Source organism: Aliiroseovarius sediminis (genome assembly GCF_022678485.1).
Lineage (GTDB): Bacteria > Pseudomonadota > Alphaproteobacteria > Rhodobacterales > Rhodobacteraceae > Aliiroseovarius > Aliiroseovarius sediminis.
In genome coordinates this window covers 207,041-228,018 of the sequence record NZ_JALBYP010000032.1, presented here as the reverse complement: position 1 = coordinate 228,018, position 20,978 = coordinate 207,041, and the positions used below count along the sequence as shown (strand labels likewise).

Genomic DNA, 20,978 nt, shown 5'->3' with positions numbered 1-20,978 from the left:
AACCTCTGCTCGGGTCTGGAGCAGAGGGAAAACCTTATGCCACCGGCTCCACCAGCACGCAGGCCGCTGCATGGCCATTGCCCAGATCGCGCAGCGCAGGCGGATCATGTTCGTCGAAATCAATCACCGCACCCTTTGCGGTATCAGAAATGGTCGCCGCTTGGGCAAGACTTGGATGTTTGGCTTCCATCGCGGCGACAAGTGCTGCCTGTGCTGCGGCAAAGCCTTGTGGCGCGCTTACTGTCAGTTGCAATCCGTTCCGCGATACAGTTCCCAAGGCTTTGGCCTGCGCCTCGCCCCGTGCCGCATCTGCAATCCCAACATCTGTAAGTGCAGCCTCCACGTCGCGGGCCTCCCAGCCACATTGCGGCGTTGCCACCGGACAACGCGTGTGAAAACGACAGCCGTTTGGCACATCAATAGCCGAAGGGATCTCACCAGCTGCTTCCGGCGGCGGCTTCACCACATCAGGATCAGGTTCGGGCGAAGCTTCGATCAAAAGTTGCGTGTACGGGTGACGGCGTTCCCTGATAACGGTTTCAGTTGGGCCAACTTCAACCACCTGCCCCAAATACAGGATTGCCGTCCGGTCAGCGACATAGCGAATAGTTGGCAAATCGTGGCTGACATAGACAAAGCTGATTCCCAGATCATCACGAAACCGGCGCATCAAATTCAAGACACCTGCACGGATGGATACATCAAGCATCGAGACGGGCTCATCGGCAACAACGAAACGCGGCTCTAGAATGATAGCGCGTGCAATGGCGATACGCTGGCGCTGGCCTCCCGAAAGCTCATGCGGGAAACGCTCTAGATAAAGCTTGGCCGGTTTAAGCCCCGCCCGTTCAAGTGCCTTTATGACCCGCTGCTTTTGTTCTTCGCCTTTGGCTATTCCGTGGATTGTTAAAGGTTCCCCCACAATCCGTGCAATAGTGAAGCGTGGATTGAGCGTTTGATAGGGGTCTTGGAACACCATTTGTGCGCGGCGTCGAAACGCCTTGAGCGCCGCGCCGGACAAATCCGAAATATCCTCGCCCTCTGACAAAATCCGGCCAGATGTCGGTTCTTGCAATTTCACCAGAACCTCGCCGGTAGTGGTTTTGCCAGACCCCGATTCACCGGCGAGACCGAGGATTTCACCGGCCTGCAGGCTCAGGTCTACACCATCAACGGCATGAACTTTCTTTTCTGGCCCAAACATGGGGCCGGGAACATCAAAGTGACGCTTCAGATCATCAACCTGCAACACCTCTCCAATGCGGGGCGGGGTGTCAGGTGTCAGCTTACCCTCAACTTCTGCACCAAGACGGCGGCCGACCTCTTCCCATGTGCTATTGCGCGCCGCGACTTTTCGGAACTCCTCTACTTTCTCAGGATAGTGACATGACGCAGAGCGATCAGGTCCCACAACATGCAACGGCGGCACATCTGACCGGCACATGTCAGTTGCAAAGGGGCAGCGTTCAGCAAAACGGCAACCCGCTGGCGGGTGAAGCAGATTGGGCGGTGACCCAGGGATCGAAATCAGCTCTTTCTGCGCGCCTTCAAGGGTTGGGAACGCATTGGTCAGCCCCATCGTGTAGGGGTGAAATGGTGCGCCAAACACTTCCCGCACCGGCCCGGTTTCCATGATTTTGCCGCCATACATTACCGCCACCCGGTCACATGTCTGCACAACCACAGAGATGTCGTGCGTAATGAACAACAGCGACATACCGCGATCTTTACGTAGCTTCGCGAGCCGCGACAAAATTTGGGCTTGCGTCACAACATCAAGGGCGGTCGTTGGTTCGTCGGCGATAACCAGCTTGGGTTCAAGCGCCATGGCCATCGCGATCACGGCACGTTGCTTCATACCACCTGACATTTCGTGCGGGAACGCTTGCAGCCGCGACGGGTCAATCCCCACAGCGCGGAACAGCCCCGCGGCGTGTTCCATCGCCTCTGCTTTATTGATATCGATATGTGCCTGCATTGCTTCGACGATCTGATCGCCAACACGGTAAACCGGATCAAGCGCATTCATGGCGGCTTGACTGATCCAAGCAATTTCGTTCCAGCGCACCTTGCGTATGTCTTCGCCATCTAGCGGCACCAGATCACGCCCGTCCACGTCGATGCGACCTTTTGCGATTGCGCCATTTGGCGGCAGAAGCTTCAACATCGCCTTCGCCGCTGTGGTCTTGCCGCAGCCCGACTCTCCGACCAGCCCAAGCGCCTCGCCGGGGCGAATGAAGAAATCAATCCCGTCGACAGCTTTGACAGGACCATCGCCGGTCTCATAATGGATCGCCAGATCCGCAACGTCTAACATCGGTTTTACTTCGTTATTGGTCATCGGCGAGCCCTCAACCGTGGGTTTGCGACCAGTTCAAGCGACCGCGAAATGAAGAAAACCGAAAGAACAGTCATCATGATGAAGATGCCGGGCGGCAGGTTCCACCACCATGCGGTCCGCCACGCCCCGGACAATCGGGCATCATGCAAAATGCCGCCCCATGACACCGATTGCGGCGGCCCAAGACCAAGGAAGGACAGCGTCGCCTCGGCGATGATTGCTACGCCAACCGTGATCGCGAGCTCAAGGAAAACAAGCGGCATGACGTTGGGCAAAATATGCAGATACATGATCCGCAGATCAGAAGCGCCGGCAACACGCGCGGCTTTTATAAACGGACGTTCACGTAACGACAGCACCTGCGCGCGGATCAACCGCGCGGTTGTTCGCCATGTCAGCAATGACACGGCAAGGATCACGATGCCCAAACTGGGTGTGAATAATAACACAAGGATCAGTGCGAAAGGTTCGAATGGGATGCCATACATCACGTCGACCGTTCGCATAAGTATGGTGTCCGTCTTGCCACGGTAAAAGCCTGCAACAAGACCAACATTTGTGCCAATAATCATCACAAGTGTCGCACCCAAAAAGCCGACTAAAAGAGCGATGCGCGAGCCGTACATGCTGCGGCTGAACAGATCACGGCCCAAATGGTCGGTCCCGAACCAATGCGCAGCAGAGGGGGACGCAAAACGGACCACGAATTTATCCGAGCCCAGCGCTATCGCGCCTGCATCATTAACCAATATCGTGCGCAAGTGACGCTCTGATTCAGTGCTCGCTAAAATCCAATCTTGCTCGGGTGCGCGCTCCATGATGATGCCATTTCGCCCCACGGCATATCCTCTGCCCGCATCATCAATCCAACCAGCCATAAGACCTCGGCTATCCGGGGTTTTGTCGACGGTCCATTTGCCGTCGGGTCCATCACGCCGGATAAGAGTGCCACGCTCTCCAATTGCCAAAGCTGTTCCGGACGACGCGATATGCAAATCTTCCAACGTGCGACTGGACCCCAGACGAACAAGTTCCACCGCGTCGCTGGCAGGGTCATAGCGCATCGCAACGCCACGTTCGCCTACCACAAGGACCGTGCCATCGACATCTTTTGCCACCGCATTAAGTGTCATGCCGCGACCCAGCGGAGAATTCAGGGGGCTTAGCGATTTATCCGTCACGTCAAAACGCAGGATCGTTTCATCCTGTCCGACGATCAATGCCGTTTCATCATCCACCCAAGCAACTGAATTCAGCGCAACCGTTTGATCAGTCGTGACAACCTCCCAATCGGTGCCAGTGCGCAGTAACAGAGCGCCGTCGCCACCCACGATGATCGCCGAACCTGTGTCGGTCATGGCAACACCGTTCAAATCGGCAATGACAGGCAGATCGACTCGTTCCCAATTGTCTGCTGTGCGGGTCCACAGGCTGCCCTGACGCCCGACGATCAAATCCTCACCCGCGCGGGACGCGGTGTCGTTCAGCGCAACCTGACCAAGGGAAGGCTGCAACAACCAGCCGTCGTCCGTCCGCAACAAAACAGATCCGTCTTCATCTTCGTTGATCGCAAAAGGGTCTTGCGATGCGATCATTGGTGCAAACAAAGCCATGCAGAAGATCATCGTCAACACAATAAGCCCGACAACCGCCAACCGATCTTGCAACATCAATCGCAGGGGCGCGAATGCCTCTTTTAGCGCGGGAGAAATCATGACAGGCGCACCCTCGGATCAAGTGTAGAATAGAGTATATCGACCAGCAAATTCAGGAAGATAACGAACGTGGCCATGATAAGAAAACAGGCCTGCGCCAGCGGAAAATCCGATGTGCGGACCGCATTGAGAATCTCGCGACCCAAACCGGGCCAAGAGAAGACAACCTCGACCACAACCTGGCCACCGGCGGCAAGACCAATCGTGACAGCAAGCTGCGTTACCACCGGCAACAGAGCATTGCGAGCAGCATGACGAAACAATACCGAGCGTTCTTGCAGGCCCTTGGCGCGGGCCATTTCGATGAAATCCTCACCGTAAACCTCAAGCATGGTGTTGCGCATGATAAGCAATGGCGACCCAAGATAGAACAGCGCAACAATCATCGCGGGCAAGATCAGGTGGCGTAAGAAATCCAACGTCAGGATCTTGTCCCAGAACCCCGTTGCTTCGTACGGCAAGGTCCGCATACCGGATGTTGGCAACCATTCAAGCCAGACGCCAAATATCAGAATCGAAATCATGCCCGTCCAGAACATTGGCGCCGAGCGAAACATGAGACCGAAGAAAATTCCCCACGAATCCACCGACGAACCGCGACGCCACGAAAGCCATGCACCCAACGGCACACCAATGCCGTAAGACACAAAAATTGCGGCAAGCATCAATACCAGTGTGTTACCCAAGCGCTCCCATATGATCTCGGATACCGGTGCGCGATAATGAAAAGATGTCCCGAAATCACCGGTTAAAGTGTTTTGCAGAAAGATCAGATATTGGTTCCAGAGCGGCAGATCGAGGCCGAACTGCCGACGGACGTCTTCCCGCTGTTCAGGGCTTAACCCTTCAGACACAAGCACAGTTGTCGGATCAGGTAAGCCTAACCGAAACAAGAAAAAAAGAAGCGTCGCAATGATGAACAGAGCCAGAAGTGCCTGAAGAAAACGACGGATCAAATAGCCGCTATTGCGCATTTGATATCCTTATAAATATAGCCCCGCCACGAGTGGTCATGGCGGGGCGATTGACGATCAGAAACTGCTTACTTCTGTAGTTTCCCGTCTGACGACCAGCTGTAACCCGCTTCTTCAAGCTCGGTTTTGGCCGCCTCCATGTCATAATCAAGACGCTCGGTGAAGGCATTATGCCAAAAGGCATTGACCGGAGCGATGACGCTTGACCCGGGCTCACCACGACCATCAAGCAGAACGTTCACGATACGCTCACGATCAATCGCTTTTGTCAGTGCGCGGCGGAACGCCACATCCTCAAAATGAGGTTTCCGCAGATTGTAGGTCAGGTGATAGTAGCCAAAGTCCGGCACGGATACGACCTCAAGGTTTTCGTTCTGCTCAGCCAGCGGTATCTGTCCGGCTTCCATCCGCCAAGCGGTTACATCGATCTGTCCAGTCTGAATGGCGGTAAAAACACCCTCACTATCGGCGAAAATCTGGAACTCTACGGAATCAATGGCGATTTCATCCGCGTGGAAGTGGTCCTCAAATTTGTCGAGCTTCATGAATTCGCCAAGAGTGTATTGGCTGAACTTGAACGGACCCGAGCCAACTGTCGGAATGTCGCCCGGCGCAAGCTCCATCGGGTTTTCGATCTTCTCCCAGATATGCTTGGGCAAAATTGAAATCTGGCTCAGCGTGATGGACCCAAACGGCGCGGAAGGTGCATTCAAGTTAAAACGCACAGTCAAATCATCCAAGATTTCCACATTATCAAGCGCGGTCAGATAACTGTTAAAGTAGCCGTAATCCGAATTTACAAGATAATCATAGGAAAACTTAACATCCGCAGACGTAACGGGCATGCCATCATGAAAAGTAAGCCCTTCACGAAGCTTCACTTCAATGGTCTGCTCGTCGATAGCCGTCACAGATTCTGCCATCCAGTTTTTGACTTCGACATCGGGGGTCAGACGCACAAGGCGGTCATAGTAAAGACGCATCCATTTCCAAGCCCAGACGGTGTTGGCCAGCATCGGGTTGATATTGTCGGGCGATTGCGGTCCGCCATAACGCAGGGTTTTACGTTCGGTTAGCGGCTTGGCCTCCATCGGTACCCATTCGGAATACAGTGCCTCTCCGGCCATCGCTTTCATATTCTCGAAGTTGTTTTTGTTATAGGCCACCACTTCGTCGCGATGAAACAGGATTGCCAGCGGTGCATCAGGTGCCGCAATTTCTTGCAGTTTATGGACCATCTCCTGACGTTTAGTTTGATCAAACTCGCGCGATTGCGCTTCAAAAAGCTTATCGTATTCGGGGTTGGAATAACCACCCGGGTTGTTCGCGCCCATAACAGCATTGTCCGAGCTAAGCGTGCCGAGATAGAATTGCGGATCAAGACGGTCCACACGCCCCGACCAACCCGAGATCGTGACTGCAAAGTCCTGCTGATCGTAGAACTTGCTCAAAAGCGTGGAAAACTCAGTTGGTGAAACAGTGACATCCAGCCCCAACTCTCTCCAAGCCTCTGCGATAATATAGGCGCCTTCATAGCGGATCGGATCATATGCCTCGGTGGTTGTGATGATCTCGATCGGCTCAACCGCCGTTTGCGCCTGCAACGCTACTGGTACGCCAAGCGCCAAACACAGCGCAAGACGGCTTGCTACTTTTCCTCGACACATGTCGGAATCCTCCCCTACAGAACTTTAATAAGTCAGCCTAGTCGCTTAACTAATATAGTCAATGGACATATCCATGTAATAAGGGCCGCGGTTCTCGCGGCCCTTAAATGACTGATTGGAGGCTAATTTTATCAATGCAGTAGGTTAAGCTTCTGCTTGATTAAAGATCTGACTCTGAGATCCCAGTCCGCAGCCTAAGAGGATTGCTGATCTTGGTGCATCTTGGCTTGCCCCTGCGCCGATGGGTGTCTGACATGAACGATTTCAGGAGGGCTTTGATACCATGACGATATCCCGAGCAAGGCCTGACAGAATTTCCGGGCCATCCTCGCGCAAGATTACAATATCTTCCAGGCGCACACCGAACTCCCCATCCAGATAGATGCCCGGCTCGATCGAAAACACGTTGCCTGCGCGCATTTTGGTGGAGCCACTTGCACTGATATAGGGCGGCTCGTGAATGTCCACGCCAAGGCCGTGGCCTGTGCGGTGAAGGAATTTTTCACCGTAACCAGCCGCCGTGATAGTGTCGCGCGCGGCCCGGTCGATGTCTGATGCAATGGCACCGGGGCGGGACGCCTCCAGCGCGGCTTGCACGGCGCGTTCCACAATACCCGCCACCTTGAGGAATTCGGTCGAGGGCTTTTCCCCGAACCAGCCACAGCGGGTCATGTCGGACGGTGCGCCGTTCAGGCGGCAGCCGGTGTCGATCAGCACGGCCATTTCAGGCTCCAGCTTGGTGTCACCAGTGTGGTGGTGTGGATAGGCGCCATTGTGGCCAAATCCGACGATGGTAAATTCCGGCGTGGCTCCGTTGGCCTTGTAATGAGCGTGGATCGCGGCCTGCACGTCGCGTTCGCTGACACCTTCGGCCAGTGCGGCGAAACCGGCCATGGCGGCGTCATCGTTCAGGCGGGCACTGGCGCGCAGCGCTTCGTATTCCGCGTCATCCTTGATCTGGCGCAACAAACCCACGGTGTCGGCAGCAAAGCTGCGGCGCGGCGCGTCCATTGCATCCAGCAGCAACAGCGCAAAATCTGCGCGCATGGCTTCGTCCACCGCGACGGACAGGTTCGCACCCGTGGCGTTACTTTCCTGCAAAAGCTCTTTCAACGCCGCATCGGGGCCGGTGTGGTCAGCCCATGTGTGGAACGGCAGATCGGTGTCCTTTCGCGCGGCATCGGCGTTCAGCGCGGGCATCAGAAGTCCAGCATAGTCCTGTGACACCAGCAACATCACCGGCCGCTCGTCGCCGTGGGGGTCAAGACCGGTCAGCCAGAGCATATGGCTGGTCGGGCCAATGGCCACAAGATCGGTGCCGTTTTCGGCCATAAGAGTGCGCAGCTTGGTCAGACGGGTCTTCACAGAGATAATCCAATTCAAGTTAGTATTGCAGTCAACAGGGCGGCCCCACACGGGCCGCCCCATCCTTTGGTCTCAGTCGGCTTACTCTTTTTCGACCAGACGATAGAACACGAAGTCCGACGTAGCGCCGTTCACATAGCCCGACACATCTGCATCCATCGCCACCTGATAGGACGCTTGGAACATGATCACGATGGGGCTTTCCTTCTGCACCGCGCGTTGCAGCTCCAGATAGTCGTCCAAGCGGGCCTCGGGGTCAGGTTCAGTCAAAGCACCAAGGGTCAGTTTATTCACCTCGTCCGGCACTGCCCACGCATTACGCCATGTCGTCGTGGCCTGATAGTTCTCGTCCGAGTTGTCAGCATTATAGGCGAAGGCCTTGGCGTTGGAATGAGGGTCCATGAAGTCGGGGCCCCAATACAGCAACATCGCCGCATGAGTCCGCTCACGGTACTTGGTGATGACTTGTGCGCCGGTGCCCGGCAAGATTTCAAAGTTGATGCCCGCGTCGGCAAAGCTTGCTTGCAACGACTGCGCCATATCAGTGAAGGGGGCTGCGTTGATCACGTCAAGCTCGACGGTGATTGGCAGGTCAATATCTGCCTCTTCAAGGATTTGCTTTGCTTTTTCAAGATCATAGCTATAGGGCGTTTCTTCCAGCGCACCGGGGAAACCCTTGGGCCAGAACGCCTGATGAATTTCCATCTGACCTTCAAGGAAACTGTCGGTCATGCCAGAATAATCCACAAGATAACGGGCGGCTTCCCAAAGGGCTGGGTCAGTCAGCGCATCGTTCTTTTGGTTGAATGACAGGAAATGCACAGCCGCCTGTGGGAACGATTCGACCTTGATGTTGTCGCCACTCATCCCTTTGATCTGATCCGGCGTCAGGTTGCGCGCCATGTCAATGTCGCCCTTTTCCAGCAAAAGCTGCTGCGTCGCAGCCTCTGCCACGTGTTGTAAGATCACGCCCTGCATGGCAGGGGCCCCCTTGAAATAGTCAGGGTTGGCCTTAAGCCGAACCAGCTCCGCTGGACGGAAGGTTTGCAGCGAAAACGGCCCCGATCCGGCACTGTTTTCGTTCAGCCACGCGTTGCCCATATCACCATCAACTTCGTTGGCCATGACCGTTTCCATGTCCACGATGGACGCGGGGCGGGATGCAAGCACGTTCAGAACAAAAGCTGGGGAATAGTTACCGTCATAGCGGATGGTGATCGTGTTGCCGTCGGCGGTGACCATATCATCCACGTTTTCAGGCGTCCAACCCAGCTGCGCCAAAACGAACGCCGGCGTGAGGTTCAGTTTGATCAGTCGCGCAAGACTGCCAGTCACGTCTTCGGGGCGGACCGGATTGCCCGAGTGGAACGTCGCCCCCTCGCGCAAGTGAAAGGTCACCGTTTTGGCGTCTGCGTCGGTTTCCCAGCTGTCGGCAAGGCCTGCGGCCAGCACGGTGGTGTCTTCGGCGTCATATTGCACCAGACGGTCATAGATGTTGGTAACCAGTTCGCCGCTAGTGAATTCATAGGCTTGCGCGGGGTCGATCGCGACGATGTCGTCGATGTTCTGCGCCACAACCAGCAGGTTCGGTGGTGTGTCGGCCATGGCCGGTGCAGCCAGTGGCAAGGCCAGAACGCTGGCCAGCAATGCGGTTCTCAGGGTTTTCATGGTCTCTCTCCCGTTAGGTTCGGTTTCTATGATTGTTCACTTGCGCATCAGAACGCTGAGCGTGCCAGTCCAGATCATCCGCGCGGGCTTGTCGCTGTGGTTGGCCCATCGGTGCGGGGTTGCCCCGCTGTAGTGCAGCGCGTCTCCGGCTCCCATCACGATGACCTCATCGCCCAACGATTGTTCGATTTCGCCCTCAAGCACCATGATGATTTCTTCCCCGTCATGGGTCGCGGTTTCAGATGTATAGCCGGGCGGGACGATCAAGATATAACTGCTTAGCTCGGAACCGGGGTAGTCATGGCTGATCGCCTCGTAAGACAGGGTCGATCCGGGCAATGAAAACTGCGGCCGCTCGCTTGCGCGTGACAAGGCCGTGGCTGCGCGAGGTGTGGTGATGAAGTAATCCAGCTCCACTTCAAGTGCATGTGCGATTTGCGCCAGCGTACCAAGCGACGGCACCGCTTTGTCGGTTTCAACCTGGCTAAGGTAACCCACAGACAGACCGGCCCGTTCTGCCACCGCCTTCAGCGTCAGCATCAGCTTGCGCCGTCGCGCCCGAATGCGCGGACCCAGAACCGTCGTCGCCTGACGTGCCGCAATATGCGTGCTGTCATTGCTTTTTTCCGGTTGGTTCTTCACGCGCCCCCCTAAAAAACTTTTTTAGATATAAGCAAAACTTTTTGCATTTGCCAAGCGGTTTCACTAACCTTCGCTGAAGCCATACCGCCGCGCCTCGAAAGGGTCGCGATCATAAGGACCGCCGCACCATGTCATTCAACCCCAACGTTCCGCACATGCGATTAGCCCGCTTCGCACGGTCGTTGGGGGGCTTTGCGGTCATCACGGTCCTGACCTTTCTGGGCCTTATGGCGATCACGTTCTTTATCGGCCGCGTCGTTCCGATTGATCCGGTGCTTGCTGTCGTCGGTGATCGGGCGACAAACGAACAATACGAAGCCGCGCGCGTGGCGATGGGGCTGGACCGACCCCTGATCATGCAGTTCTTTTCCTATGTGGCCGACGTAGTGCAGGGCGATTTCGGCCGGTCGGTATCCACCGGGCGACCTGTGGCGCAGGATTTGGTCCGGGTCTTTCCCGCCACGCTGGAAATGGCCACAATTGGCATCATAATTGGCGTCGTGCTGGGCGTGCCAATGGGGGTCTATGCCGCCGCCCACGCTGGCAGCTGGGCGGATCAGGTGATCCGTGTTCTGGCGCTTTTGGGTTATTCAGTGCCGGCCTTCTGGCTGGGTCTGGTCGGTCTGGCGCTGTTTTATGCGGGGTTGGGATGGGTCGGTGGACCGGGCCGGATTGATGTGTTTTTTGATGGGCTGGTGGAACCGGTCACGGGGTTGCTGCTGGTCGATTCCCTGCTGGACCGGAACATGGAGGTCTTTCGCAGTGCCCTGCACCGGATCATCCTGCCTGCCACCATTCTCGGGTTCTTTTCACTTGCCTATATCGCGCGGATGACCCGCAGTTTCATGCTAGATCAACTCAGCCAGGAATACGTCACCACCGCCCGCGTCAAAGGTCTGAGCGAGACACGCGTGATCTGGGTCCACGCCTTTGGTCCCATTCGCGTGCCGCTGATCACGGTTATCGGGCTAAGCTACGCTGGGCTGCTTGAAGGGTCGGTGATGATAGAAACAGTGTTTTCGTGGCCAGGTATCGGCAACTACCTGACCACCGCCCTTTTCAATGCCGACATGAATGCCGTGCTGGGCGCAACGCTGGTAATCGGCGCAGTGTTCATCCTGATCAACAAGATATCGGACGTGCTTTATCGCGTTCTTGACGCGAGGAGCAGATAATGCACGCATGGCTGATTTCCGACAGTCCGGCATCGCGCCTGCAAGCCAGCGCCGGACGCGCCTATCGTGCAAGTGGGATGTTGCTGCGCAACCCACTGGCCGTTGCAGGGGCGCTGATCATCGGGCTGCTGATATTCACAGCCATCGCCGCCCCTTGGATTGCACCCGAAAGCCCCGTGGGACAAAATCTGTCCAACCGCCTTCTACCCCCTTCGGCCGATCACTGGATGGGCACGGACGAACTGGGCCGAGACATCTTTTCAAGGGTCATCTATGGGTCGCGGATCACGCTGATGATCGTTGCGCTGGTGGCGGTAATTTCGGCACCGCTTGGCCTGGTGATCGGGGCTATTTCGGGCTATTTCGGCGGCTGGACAGATCGCATCTTGATGGGCCTGACAGATGTCTTCCTGTCGATGCCAAAACTTATTATGGCGCTCGCATTTGTGGCCGCCTTGGGGCCGGGGATCGAAAATGCAATCATCGCCATCGCGATCACTGCATGGCCGGCCTATGCTCGCATCGCGCGCGCCGAAACGTTGACTTTCCGTAATGCCGAGTTTGTCTCGGCCACGCGTCTTCTGGGGGCGTCGCACTCACGGATCATCGTTCGTCATGTGTTGCCGCTGTGCACCTCTTCCATGATCGTGCGGGTGACGCTGGATATGGCCGGGATCATCCTCACCGCCGCGGGCCTTGGCTTTCTTGGGCTTGGTGCGCAACCGCCCCTGCCGGAATGGGGCGCGATGATTTCGCGCGGACGTGTGTTCATCCTTGATCAATGGTGGGTCGCGACGATGCCGGGGCTGGCGATCATTCTGGTCTCGCTGGGGTTCTGTTTCCTCGGCGACGGCTTGCGCGATGTTCTGGATCCGAAATCGGCGGGAAAATCATGACCGAACCCCTTCTGTCCGTGCGCAACCTGCACGTCAACTTTCCTACGCCGCAGGGCCGTGTCGATGTGGTTAAGGGCGTATCCTTCGATCTGGGGCAGGAGCGCCTTGGCATCGTCGGTGAAAGCGGGTCGGGCAAATCCATGACCGGCCGCGCAATCTTGCGTCTGATCCGGCCCCCCGGCCGCGTCACGGCTGAAAAGCTTGAATTTCAGGGGCGCGACCTGCTGTCCCTGCCCGAGCGTGAGATGCGTCACCTGCGCGGTGCGCGAATTTCGATGGTCATGCAGGATCCACGCTATTCACTTAATCCAGTCATGACCATTGGGCGGCAGATTGCCGAAGCATTGCGCGCGCACGAAAAATTATCGCGCAGCGCGACACGCGCGCGGGTGCGCGACATGCTGGAATCAGTGCAGATCAACGACCCCGACCGCGTCGCCAAGATGTATCCGCACGAGGTATCGGGCGGCATGGGCCAACGTGTGATGATCGCAATGATGCTGATACCCAAACCCAAGGTCCTGATCGCAGACGAGCCAACCAGCGCGCTGGACGTCAGCGTTCAGGCACAGGTGCTGGATCTGATCGATACGCTGGTGCGCGATCAGGGTATGGGGTTGATCCTGATCAGCCACGATTTGCAACTGGTCGCCCGTTATTGTGACCAGATCCTTGTGATGAATGCAGGCCGCGTGGTTGAACGCTGCGCCGCCGGTGAACTGGACCGCGCCACGCACCCCTACACCAAAGGGCTTTTGGCGTCTGTGCCGCGTATGAACGAAACGCGTGACGAACTGCCGACGCTGGACCGCACCGCGTGGGAGGGCACATGACTACCGCGATTTCACTCGACAATCTGGACATTTCCTACAGCGGAAACCGCGTCGTGCAAGGTGTCACCTTCGATGTGGCCGAGGGCGAAAGCTTCGCCCTTGTCGGCGAAAGTGGATCAGGGAAATCCACCGTACTCAAGGCGATTGCAGGACTTGCGCCGGAATGGACCGGCGGGATGACCGTGCTGGGCAAGCCGCGTGGCCACGGGCCGGACAAGGATCTGGCCCGCACCTGTCAGATGGTTTTTCAGGATCCCTACGGATCATTGCACCCACGCAAAACCGTCGATGCAGTTCTGTCTGAACCGCTGGCGATCCACGGGCTGGGCGATCGTTCAGAGCGGATCGAAAAAGCACTTCGGGATGTCGGCCTGGACCGGCGTTTCCGGTTCCGTTATCCGCACCAAATGTCTGGCGGCCAGCGGCAGCGGGTGGCGATTGCCCGCGCGCTGATGTTGGAACCCAAGATCATGCTGCTGGACGAACCCACCAGCGCGCTGGATGTCAGCGTGCAGGCTGAAATTCTAAACCTGCTGAAACGGCTGCGGGCAGAACAGAACCTGACCTACCTGCTGGTCAGCCACGACTTGCCTGTCGTGGGGTTCATGTGCGACCGGATCGCGGTGATGACCAAAGGCCAGATCGTTGAAATCGCCCCTGTCACGGCTCTGCATGACGGAGCTTTCAGCGATCCGTATTCACGAACCCTTTATGCCGCCAGCGGCGGCTGATCCCGAAGGAAAAACCATGACAACATCCCACCACGCGACATTCACTGCCGAATTATCCGCCGCCACCACCGCCGATGCTGCACAGGCCGCCCTGCATAAGCTGGCCAATGCGTTGATCGACGCGCGGCTGTTCACGGTGATGACCGTGGATATGGATACCGAACTGGCCAGCCGATCCTATACCAGCGATCCCGAAAACTACCCGACTTCCGGCACCAAACCGATTGAGCGCAACCCATGGTTCGATCAGGTCCACGACGACCACCGGATGTTTGTGGCCAACACGCTTGACGATATCGACGCCGTCTTTCCCGACGCGGAACTGATTGGGTCGCTGGGTTGCGGCGCAGTGATCAACCTGCCGGTGGTTCATAAGGGCGAATTGATTGCGACGGTCAACATGCTTGACGCAGCAGGCACGTATACACCCGAGCGGCAAAAGATTGCCGCGGACGGCCTGACGCTACCTGCCTTGGCGACGCTCCTGACCGTTGCCCAGTTGAACGACGACTGACACGGTGGGCGCCACACTTCGGTCATGTCGCGAAGGCTAGGTCACGTTCCGGTTCCGTTTAGTCAGCCGATCTAACGCACGGGCGTCGACCCCCGGTTCGTGGCGGGGCGTTAGCTGACGGCGGCGCTAGACAAGCTTAACCGGTCGGGCTTGATGTTTCCTTGCGCAGCACCAGTCCACACCAAGGCGACTGCCTTTTGGTGTGCTGACGAGAGCCGCCTGGTTGCCGATATTATTGAACTGACGCGGCAGCAGGCACCAACTCCAAACCACTTTCATCAACGATGCGCGCCACGTGTGAAAGATAATACTAACGCTTGATGGTAGCCGGCTCGCCACAGTGTTCACACTGCGTCCGTCCAGCAGCAGGCCGGGGCGCGCGACCCTGTTCCACGCTTTCCTGAAGGGCGTTCCGGAAGTGGACCTCGCCGAAGCCCGAAAGATCATCGAAAACTGGACGACCGATTACAACACTGAACGACCTCATACGTCGCTCAGCAGGCCTTTACCGCAACCCATACAACAAAAAGACAAAGGAGCAGATCACGCGGCTGGGTCAGCACTTACATTGATTGGGCGTCTGCCCACTCTCACCGCTGGAACATCATAGTTGGGTGTTTCTTGTGTCGAAAAGTAGTTCACGATTTAGAAAGTCTCCGCATCATGGGTTCGGCAGATATCCAAGTTCAAGAGGGTGGACCACGCGCGCTGCGACTATCAGATCGGGCATTCAGCTGCCGCGATCATCCGCGCATCTTGGCGGGCCGTTGTTTCGGACGTTTTCAACAAACACCGTCGCTGATCATTTCATCATTTTATGGGTTCATAAATGATGGGATTAACAAGCGTTAACGCGCTCTGCTGCGAAGTAACGCATCAAAAAAAGATGATTACCTGCCGTTCGTGCAACGACAAGACATTTTATTTGCTGCCGAATCCATTAGATGTGGCAACAAAATTGCATCGCAAAGGTAGTAGTCAGCATGAAACTTTCTGAGTGTTCTAAGAGGTTTTCGGAATGAAGTATCTTCGACCCGTGATCGCAGGGATTGTGGTTTTAGCCGCGATCGCAACAATCGGTTGGTATTTTTGGGACCGGCAAACGGGCGGCCTGCCCGAAGGTTTTGCCACCGGGAACGGCCGCCTCGAAGCAGATCAGATCGACATCGCCACCAAGATTCCGGGACGGGTCGCAGAGATACGCGTCAGTGAAGGCGCTCTTGTACAAGCCGGTGATGTTCTTGCGGTGATGGACACGCGCGAGCTTGAAGCGCAATTGGCACGCGGCAAAGCCGATGCAGCCAGCGCGGCCAGCCAGGTTGAAGAGGTGCGCGCCCTGATCGAACAGCGCCGCGCCGAAGTTAAGATGGCACAAGGTGATTTTGGCCGCGCGAGCACGCTGGCCGATCGTGGCGTGAATTCACAGGTGCTGGCCGATCAACAAAAAACCCGGCTGGCCACGGCCGAAGCCGCCCTGCACGCCGCAACCGCCCGGTTGAACACGGCCGAACGCGGCGTCGAGGCAGCAAACGCCTTGGTCTCGCAATACGAAACGCAGATCGCAGATGCTACACTGACCGCGCCGGTGCTGGGCCGGGTCCTTTATCGTCTTGCCCAACCCGGCGAGGTTCTGGGTGGCGGCGGCAAGGTAATCACGTTGTTGGATCTGTCACAGGTCTACATGGAGATGTTCCTGCCTGCAGACCAGTCAATGCGCACCGGCCTAGGCGCCGAGGCGCGGATCAGGATCGACAGTATTCCCTATGCGATCCCAGCCTATGTCAGCTTTGTCTCGCCCAAGGCTCAGTTCACGCCGAAGCAGGTTGAAACTGCTGATGAACGTGAAAAGCTGATGTTTCGCGTCAAGGTGCGTCTGCCTGAAGAACTTGTCAAAGCCTATATCGAACAGGTCAAGACCGGTGTGCGGGGTGTGGCCTATATCCGCCTTGCGGGAGCCGAGGACCTGCCATGGCCCACCGAATTCGTCGGCGAACCGATCCCCGCCGATGCCCTGCCGGGAAACTGAGCCATGCAGACCTCGTGTGTCGCCCGCGTTCAGGCGCTGAGCCATCGCTATGGTAAGAATTTGGCGATTGACGATGTGACACTCGATCTGCCGACGGGAAAGATGTTGGGGTTGATCGGGCCGGATGGCGTGGGCAAATCCACGCTGCTGTCGCTTCTGGCTGGCGTGCGCAAGATTCAGACCGGCGAGGTGATGGTATTGGACGGCGACATGGCCGACCGGAACCACCGCGAGGCGGTTTTCATCAACATCGCCTACATGCCGCAGGGCTTGGGCAAGAACCTCTACCAAGAACTCAGCGTTCAGGAGAACCTGCAATTCTTCGGTCGGCTGTTCGGCCATGATGCCGCCGAGCGGCGACAGCGGATCGACCGCCTGACAAAGGCCACCGGGCTCGATCCATTTCTGGACCGTCCGGCGGGAAAGCTGTCGGGCGGGATGAAACAGAAGCTGGGTTTGTGTTGTGCGCTGATCCACGACCCGGATTTCCTGATCCTTGATGAGCCGACAACCGGTGTTGATCCGGTGGCGCGCGATCAGTTCTGGAATCTGATCGACGACATCCGTGCCGATCGACCGGGCATGAGCGTGCTGGTGGCGACTGCCTATATGGAGGAGGCCGAGCGGTTTGATTGGCTTGCCGCGATGGATGACGGGAAAATCCTGGCGACCGCATCACCCGATGAGATGCGCAGGCAAGCCGGCGTGGACACATTGGAAGAAGCCTTTGTGTCGCTCTTACCCGAGGCCAAGCAGCGGAAAAGTGCGCCCGTCGAAATGACCCCACTGGACCAGGCAGAGACCGGACATGCGATTGTGGCCAAGGGGCTGACCAAACGGTTTGGCGATTTCACTGCGGCGAGCGATGTCAGCTTCGAGATACGTCATGGCGAGATATTCGGCTTTCTGGGGTCGAACGGGTCGGGCAAGACAACGGTCATGAAGATGCTGACGGGGCTGCTTCCGGCAAGTGAGGGCGAGGCGTGGCTGTTCGGCGAAAAGGTCGATGCGTCCAACGCCGAAACGCGCATGCGTGTCGGCTACATGTCGCAACTCTTCTCGCTCTACGGCGAACTGACAGTGCGCCAGAACCTCAAGCTGCACGCCCGCCTGTTCGATCTGCCAAACGACGAGATCGAGCCGCGTATCGAAGAGCTTCTGACCGATCTGGGTCTTGGCCGCTACGAAGACTCGTTTGCGGGCGAATTACCGCTGGGGCTGAAGCAACGGCTATCGCTGGGATGCGCGGTCATTCACAAGCCCGATATCCTTATCCTCGACGAGCCGACATCCGGTGTCGATCCCGTTGCGCGTGACGAGTTTTTTGACCTTCTGGCCGATCTGTCGCGGGGCGATGGGGTGACGATCTTCATCTCTACGCATTTTATGAACGAAGGTATGCGCTGCGATCGCATCAGTCTGATGCATGCCGGCCAAGTTCTGGTCTATGACACACCCCAAAACCTTGCCGCCGAAAGCGCATCAGGGACGCTGAACGAGACGTTCATCGACTACATCACCGATGCGATGGGCGCGCCCGAAACGGCCCCCGAAAAGCTTACAGGCCTGGGGTCGGATCAGGCATCCCGCAATCACAGTCCCCGGCTTGTGCGTCTGTTCGCGGTCAGCCGCCGCGAAACGCTGGAGGTGATACGCGACCCGATCCGCTTGGCGTTCGGGCTTTTGGGGTCGATGCTGCTGATGCTGCTTTTTGCTTATGGTATTTCGACAGATGTGACCGGGCTGACATTCGCCGCCTACGATCAGGATCGTACACCTGAAAGCCGTGCCTATCTGGCGAATTTCCAAGGTTCCCAGTATTTCAACGAAGCGCCGGCTGTCACCAGTGACGAAGAGTTACGGCGCCGGATGGTCGCCGGTGAAATCACGCTGGCCATCGAGATACCTTCAGGGTTCGGGCGCTCAGTCGCCACTTTGCAACCGACCAGCGTGGCGGCGTGGATCGACGGCGCAAATACCATCCGCGCATCGACAATCGAAGGCTACGTGCAGGGCGCACACGCCACGTTTCTGTCCACCCGAGCCACTGCCGCGGGGATGTCAGGCATGTTGCAGCCCAAGGTCAATATAGAACCGCGCTATCGCTATAACCCCAGCTTTGAATCGCTGCCCTCCATGGCGGCCTCGGTGCCTGCGATCCTGCTGATGCTGTTTCCGGCGATCCTGATGGCAGTCAGCATCAGCCGAGAACGCGAAATCGGCACGATCACCAATTTCTATGTCACGCCTACCAGCAAGCTGGAATATCTGTTGGGCAAGCAACTGCCCTATATCGGGTTGGGATTGATCAACTGGATGATACTCACCGCAATGGCCGTCTTCATGTTCGATGTGCCGCTCAAAGGATCCGCCCCGGCGCTGGCGTTAGGGGCCGTGGCCTATGTGGCCGCCTCTACTGGTTTGGGCATGATGGTTGCGGTCTTCATGCGCACCCAGGTTGCGGCAGTGTTTACGACCGTGGTCGTTGCAATGATGCCGACGGTGCAGTTCTCGGGCTTGATCCAGCCCGTCTCGACGCTCGAAGGCGCAGGTCGCATTCTGGGGCAGCTCTGGCCGACCAACTATTTCATGCAGATGAGTGTCGGCGTGTTCAACAAAGCCCTTGGCTTTGACCAACTCGGACCCAATATCCTGCTGCTTCTGCCGTTCGCGCCAGTGTTCGTGGCGGTGGCTGTTCTGTTCATGCGCAAGCAGGAGGCATAGATCGTGCGACGTATCAAAAATGTTTTCTGGCTCATCGGCAAGGAATTCCGCACATTGTGGCGCGAGGCGATCCTGCTCTTGCTGGTGATCTATTCCTTCGGTCCCAGCATGTATGTCGAAAGCTCCGGGGCTGGCGGGCCGCTCAACAATGCCGTGGTCACGTTTGTCGACGAAGACCGCTCGACGCTCAGCCGCGCGTTGCAAAACGCCCTTCTGCCGCCGCGATATCTGCCGCCGAAAGAGGCCGGGGCGGATCAGATCGACCGGATGATGGACTGGGGCGAGACGACTTTCGTGGTCGTGATCCCCGCCGGGTTCGAAGCGGATGTGCGTGCCGGGCGCACACCGTCCCTGCAGCTCAATATCGATGCGACCAAGACGATGGCGGCGGCGGTTGGCACCGGCTATCTTACCGCCACCTTCAACGAAGAGATCAATCGTTTTGCCACAGGTGAAGATCTGGCGCCTGTATCACCCCTCGATCTGGTCCTGCGCCGATCGTTCAACCCGGCGGGCGAAACTGCTTGGCTGCGCTCGGTTTCCTCGCTCCTAAACCAGTTGTCGATCCTGACCATCGTGCTGACCGGTGCCGCGCTTATCCGTGAACGCGAACACGGGACAATCGAGCATCTGATGGTCATGCCGCTGAGCGCCATAGAAATCGCCATGGCGAAGATCATTGCCAACGGCCTGGTGATCTTCGTGGCCTTCACATTCGCCCTTTTCGTTATGGTCGAGGGCTTCATGGACGTGCCTTTCGCAGGTTCCGAAGGTCTATTGCTGCTTGGCACGGCGGTCTATCTGTTTGCGGCGGCATCCATCGGTGTGCTGCTTGGTATCGTGGCGCGCAGCATGGCGCAATTCGCACTTCTCCTCATCCTGACGATCACCCCGATCATGATCCTGTCGGGTGGCATGACACCGATCGAAAGCCAGCCTGCATGGTTGCAACCGATCACATGGCTTCTACCGTCCCGGCATTTCATGGAGTTTGCCGTTGCCATCGCATTTCGCGGGGCCGATTTCAGTATCGTGTGGCTGGAATTCCTCTGGACATTCCTTCTGGGCGCAGCCTTTCTCTTCGTCAGTCTGATCCTCTTCCGCCGGTCGGTCTCGGGTGGATGACCCATGCGCGGACGCATTAGGGATTCAGGAAGCCTCCAACTGGCGTGAGGTCAAGGTTGGCCCGAGATAAGGAATGGCAAACGTCATCGCTTTGATGGTCACTTTGGCAATCAGGATTATCTGGCCCGAACTACTGTGCCAGACGGGTTCCCGTTTGCGCAAAGACCACGCCCAGCACTGTGATCAGTGTTGCCCATTTGCGGCTTACCTCCAACCGGTTCTAATATTGGATTCACGGCTCTGTAGGATAATTGCGACGCTGCACATGGTACGCTAGGGCGAGCGACGGCTGTTGCTACTGCCGATATCCAATCCCATCGGTCCAAGGGACGCAAGATCTGTCACGAATGGCCAAGTCAGGTGTCACCCGGCAACATAAATGTAAAAGTGGTGAGCCGTGAAGGATTCGAACCTTCGACCCACTGATTAAAAGTCAGTTGCTCTACCAACTGAGCTAACGGCCCACTCTGTGAGCGCGGTGAGTATAGCCGCCGGCTTGGCAGGTCAACCCCAATTTCCACGGAATCTGTTCGATCTCTGGCAAAAGTTTTCGCAAGGGCTTATATCGCGCGATATGGTTTG

The 20,978-nt window shown here is 57.1% G+C and carries 15 protein-coding genes, 1 tRNA gene and 1 pseudogene; 9 read left to right on the top strand and 8 right to left on the bottom strand.

Translation table 11 applies throughout. The features are described 5' to 3' along the window. Positions 1-34: 34 nt before the first annotated feature. From MN186_RS10110 to MN186_RS10080, 7 genes are all read right to left on the bottom strand, one after another. Positions 35-2,341 (bottom strand): dipeptide ABC transporter ATP-binding protein, encoded by a 2,307-nt coding sequence (locus tag MN186_RS10110; RefSeq protein WP_242114247.1) that lies wholly within the window; start codon positions 2,339-2,341, stop codon positions 35-37. Then, a complete protein-coding gene (locus MN186_RS10105; protein ID WP_242114246.1) occupies positions 2,338-4,056 on the bottom strand; it encodes an ABC transporter permease subunit in 1,719 nt (572 codons plus the stop codon). The genes MN186_RS10110 and MN186_RS10105 overlap by 4 nt, the downstream gene beginning before the upstream one ends. Next, a complete protein-coding gene (locus MN186_RS10100; protein WP_242114245.1) occupies positions 4,053-5,030 on the bottom strand; it encodes an ABC transporter permease in 978 nt (325 codons plus the stop codon). The genes MN186_RS10105 and MN186_RS10100 overlap by 4 nt, the downstream gene beginning before the upstream one ends. Positions 5,031-5,098: 68 nt before the next feature. After that, positions 5,099-6,526 (bottom strand): ABC transporter substrate-binding protein, encoded by a 1,428-nt coding sequence (locus MN186_RS10095; protein WP_242114244.1) that lies wholly within the window; start codon positions 6,524-6,526, stop codon positions 5,099-5,101. 435 nt (positions 6,527-6,961) lie between these two features. Next, entirely contained in the window at positions 6,962-8,068 is a 1,107-nt protein-coding gene (locus tag MN186_RS10090; RefSeq protein WP_289069389.1) for a M24 family metallopeptidase, read from the bottom strand. A 75-nt stretch (positions 8,069-8,143) separates the two neighbouring features. Then, on the bottom strand, positions 8,144-9,730 hold the full coding sequence (locus tag MN186_RS10085; RefSeq protein ID WP_242114243.1) for an ABC transporter substrate-binding protein: 1,587 nt from the start codon (positions 9,728-9,730) through the stop codon (positions 8,144-8,146). A 36-nt stretch (positions 9,731-9,766) separates the two neighbouring features. Next, entirely contained in the window at positions 9,767-10,372 is a 606-nt protein-coding gene (locus MN186_RS10080; protein ID WP_338024987.1) for a helix-turn-helix domain-containing protein, read from the bottom strand. 128 nt (positions 10,373-10,500) lie between these two features. On the opposite strand from MN186_RS10080, the gene MN186_RS10075 reads away from it, so the two are divergent. From MN186_RS10075 to MN186_RS10040, 9 genes and pseudogenes are all read left to right on the top strand, one after another. Further along, the gene (locus tag MN186_RS10075; RefSeq protein ID WP_242114242.1) at positions 10,501-11,547 is read left to right on the top strand and encodes an ABC transporter permease; all 1,047 of its coding nucleotides are present in this window, start codon (positions 10,501-10,503) and stop codon (positions 11,545-11,547) included. Further along, positions 11,547-12,443 (top strand): ABC transporter permease, encoded by an 897-nt coding sequence (locus MN186_RS10070; RefSeq protein ID WP_242114241.1) that lies wholly within the window; start codon positions 11,547-11,549, stop codon positions 12,441-12,443. Before MN186_RS10075 ends, MN186_RS10070 begins: the two co-directional genes overlap by 1 nt. Further along, positions 12,440-13,276, top strand: coding sequence for an ABC transporter ATP-binding protein (locus MN186_RS10065; protein ID WP_242114240.1), 837 nt, complete (start codon positions 12,440-12,442; stop codon positions 13,274-13,276). The genes MN186_RS10070 and MN186_RS10065 overlap by 4 nt, the downstream gene beginning before the upstream one ends. Next, positions 13,273-14,007 carry an ABC transporter ATP-binding protein gene (locus MN186_RS10060; protein ID WP_242114239.1) on the top strand — a complete coding sequence of 245 codons (735 nt, stop codon included), beginning with the start codon at positions 13,273-13,275 and terminating at the stop codon, positions 14,005-14,007. The genes MN186_RS10065 and MN186_RS10060 overlap by 4 nt, the downstream gene beginning before the upstream one ends. 16 nt (positions 14,008-14,023) lie before the next feature. Further along, positions 14,024-14,521, top strand: coding sequence for a GAF domain-containing protein (locus tag MN186_RS10055; RefSeq protein WP_242114238.1), 498 nt, complete (start codon positions 14,024-14,026; stop codon positions 14,519-14,521). A 340-nt stretch (positions 14,522-14,861) separates the two neighbouring features. Further along, positions 14,862-15,038, top strand: a pseudogene (locus MN186_RS16625) (integrase core domain-containing protein); the annotation flags it as partial. A 501-nt stretch (positions 15,039-15,539) separates the two neighbouring features. Next, entirely contained in the window at positions 15,540-16,547 is a 1,008-nt protein-coding gene (locus tag MN186_RS10050; RefSeq protein ID WP_242114237.1) for an HlyD family secretion protein, read from the top strand. A 3-nt stretch (positions 16,548-16,550) separates the two neighbouring features. Further along, complete coding sequence (rbbA, locus tag MN186_RS10045) at positions 16,551-19,271, top strand: ribosome-associated ATPase/putative transporter RbbA (protein ID WP_242114236.1); 2,721 nt, start codon at positions 16,551-16,553, stop codon at positions 19,269-19,271. A 3-nt stretch (positions 19,272-19,274) separates the two neighbouring features. Beyond that, a complete protein-coding gene (locus tag MN186_RS10040) occupies positions 19,275-20,396 on the top strand; it encodes an ABC transporter permease (protein ID WP_242114235.1) in 1,122 nt (373 codons plus the stop codon). A gap of 388 nt (positions 20,397-20,784) precedes the next feature. Here MN186_RS10040 and MN186_RS10035 read toward each other — a convergent pair. Beyond that, positions 20,785-20,860 (bottom strand) — tRNA-Lys (locus tag MN186_RS10035). Positions 20,861-20,978: the final 118 nt, after the last annotated feature.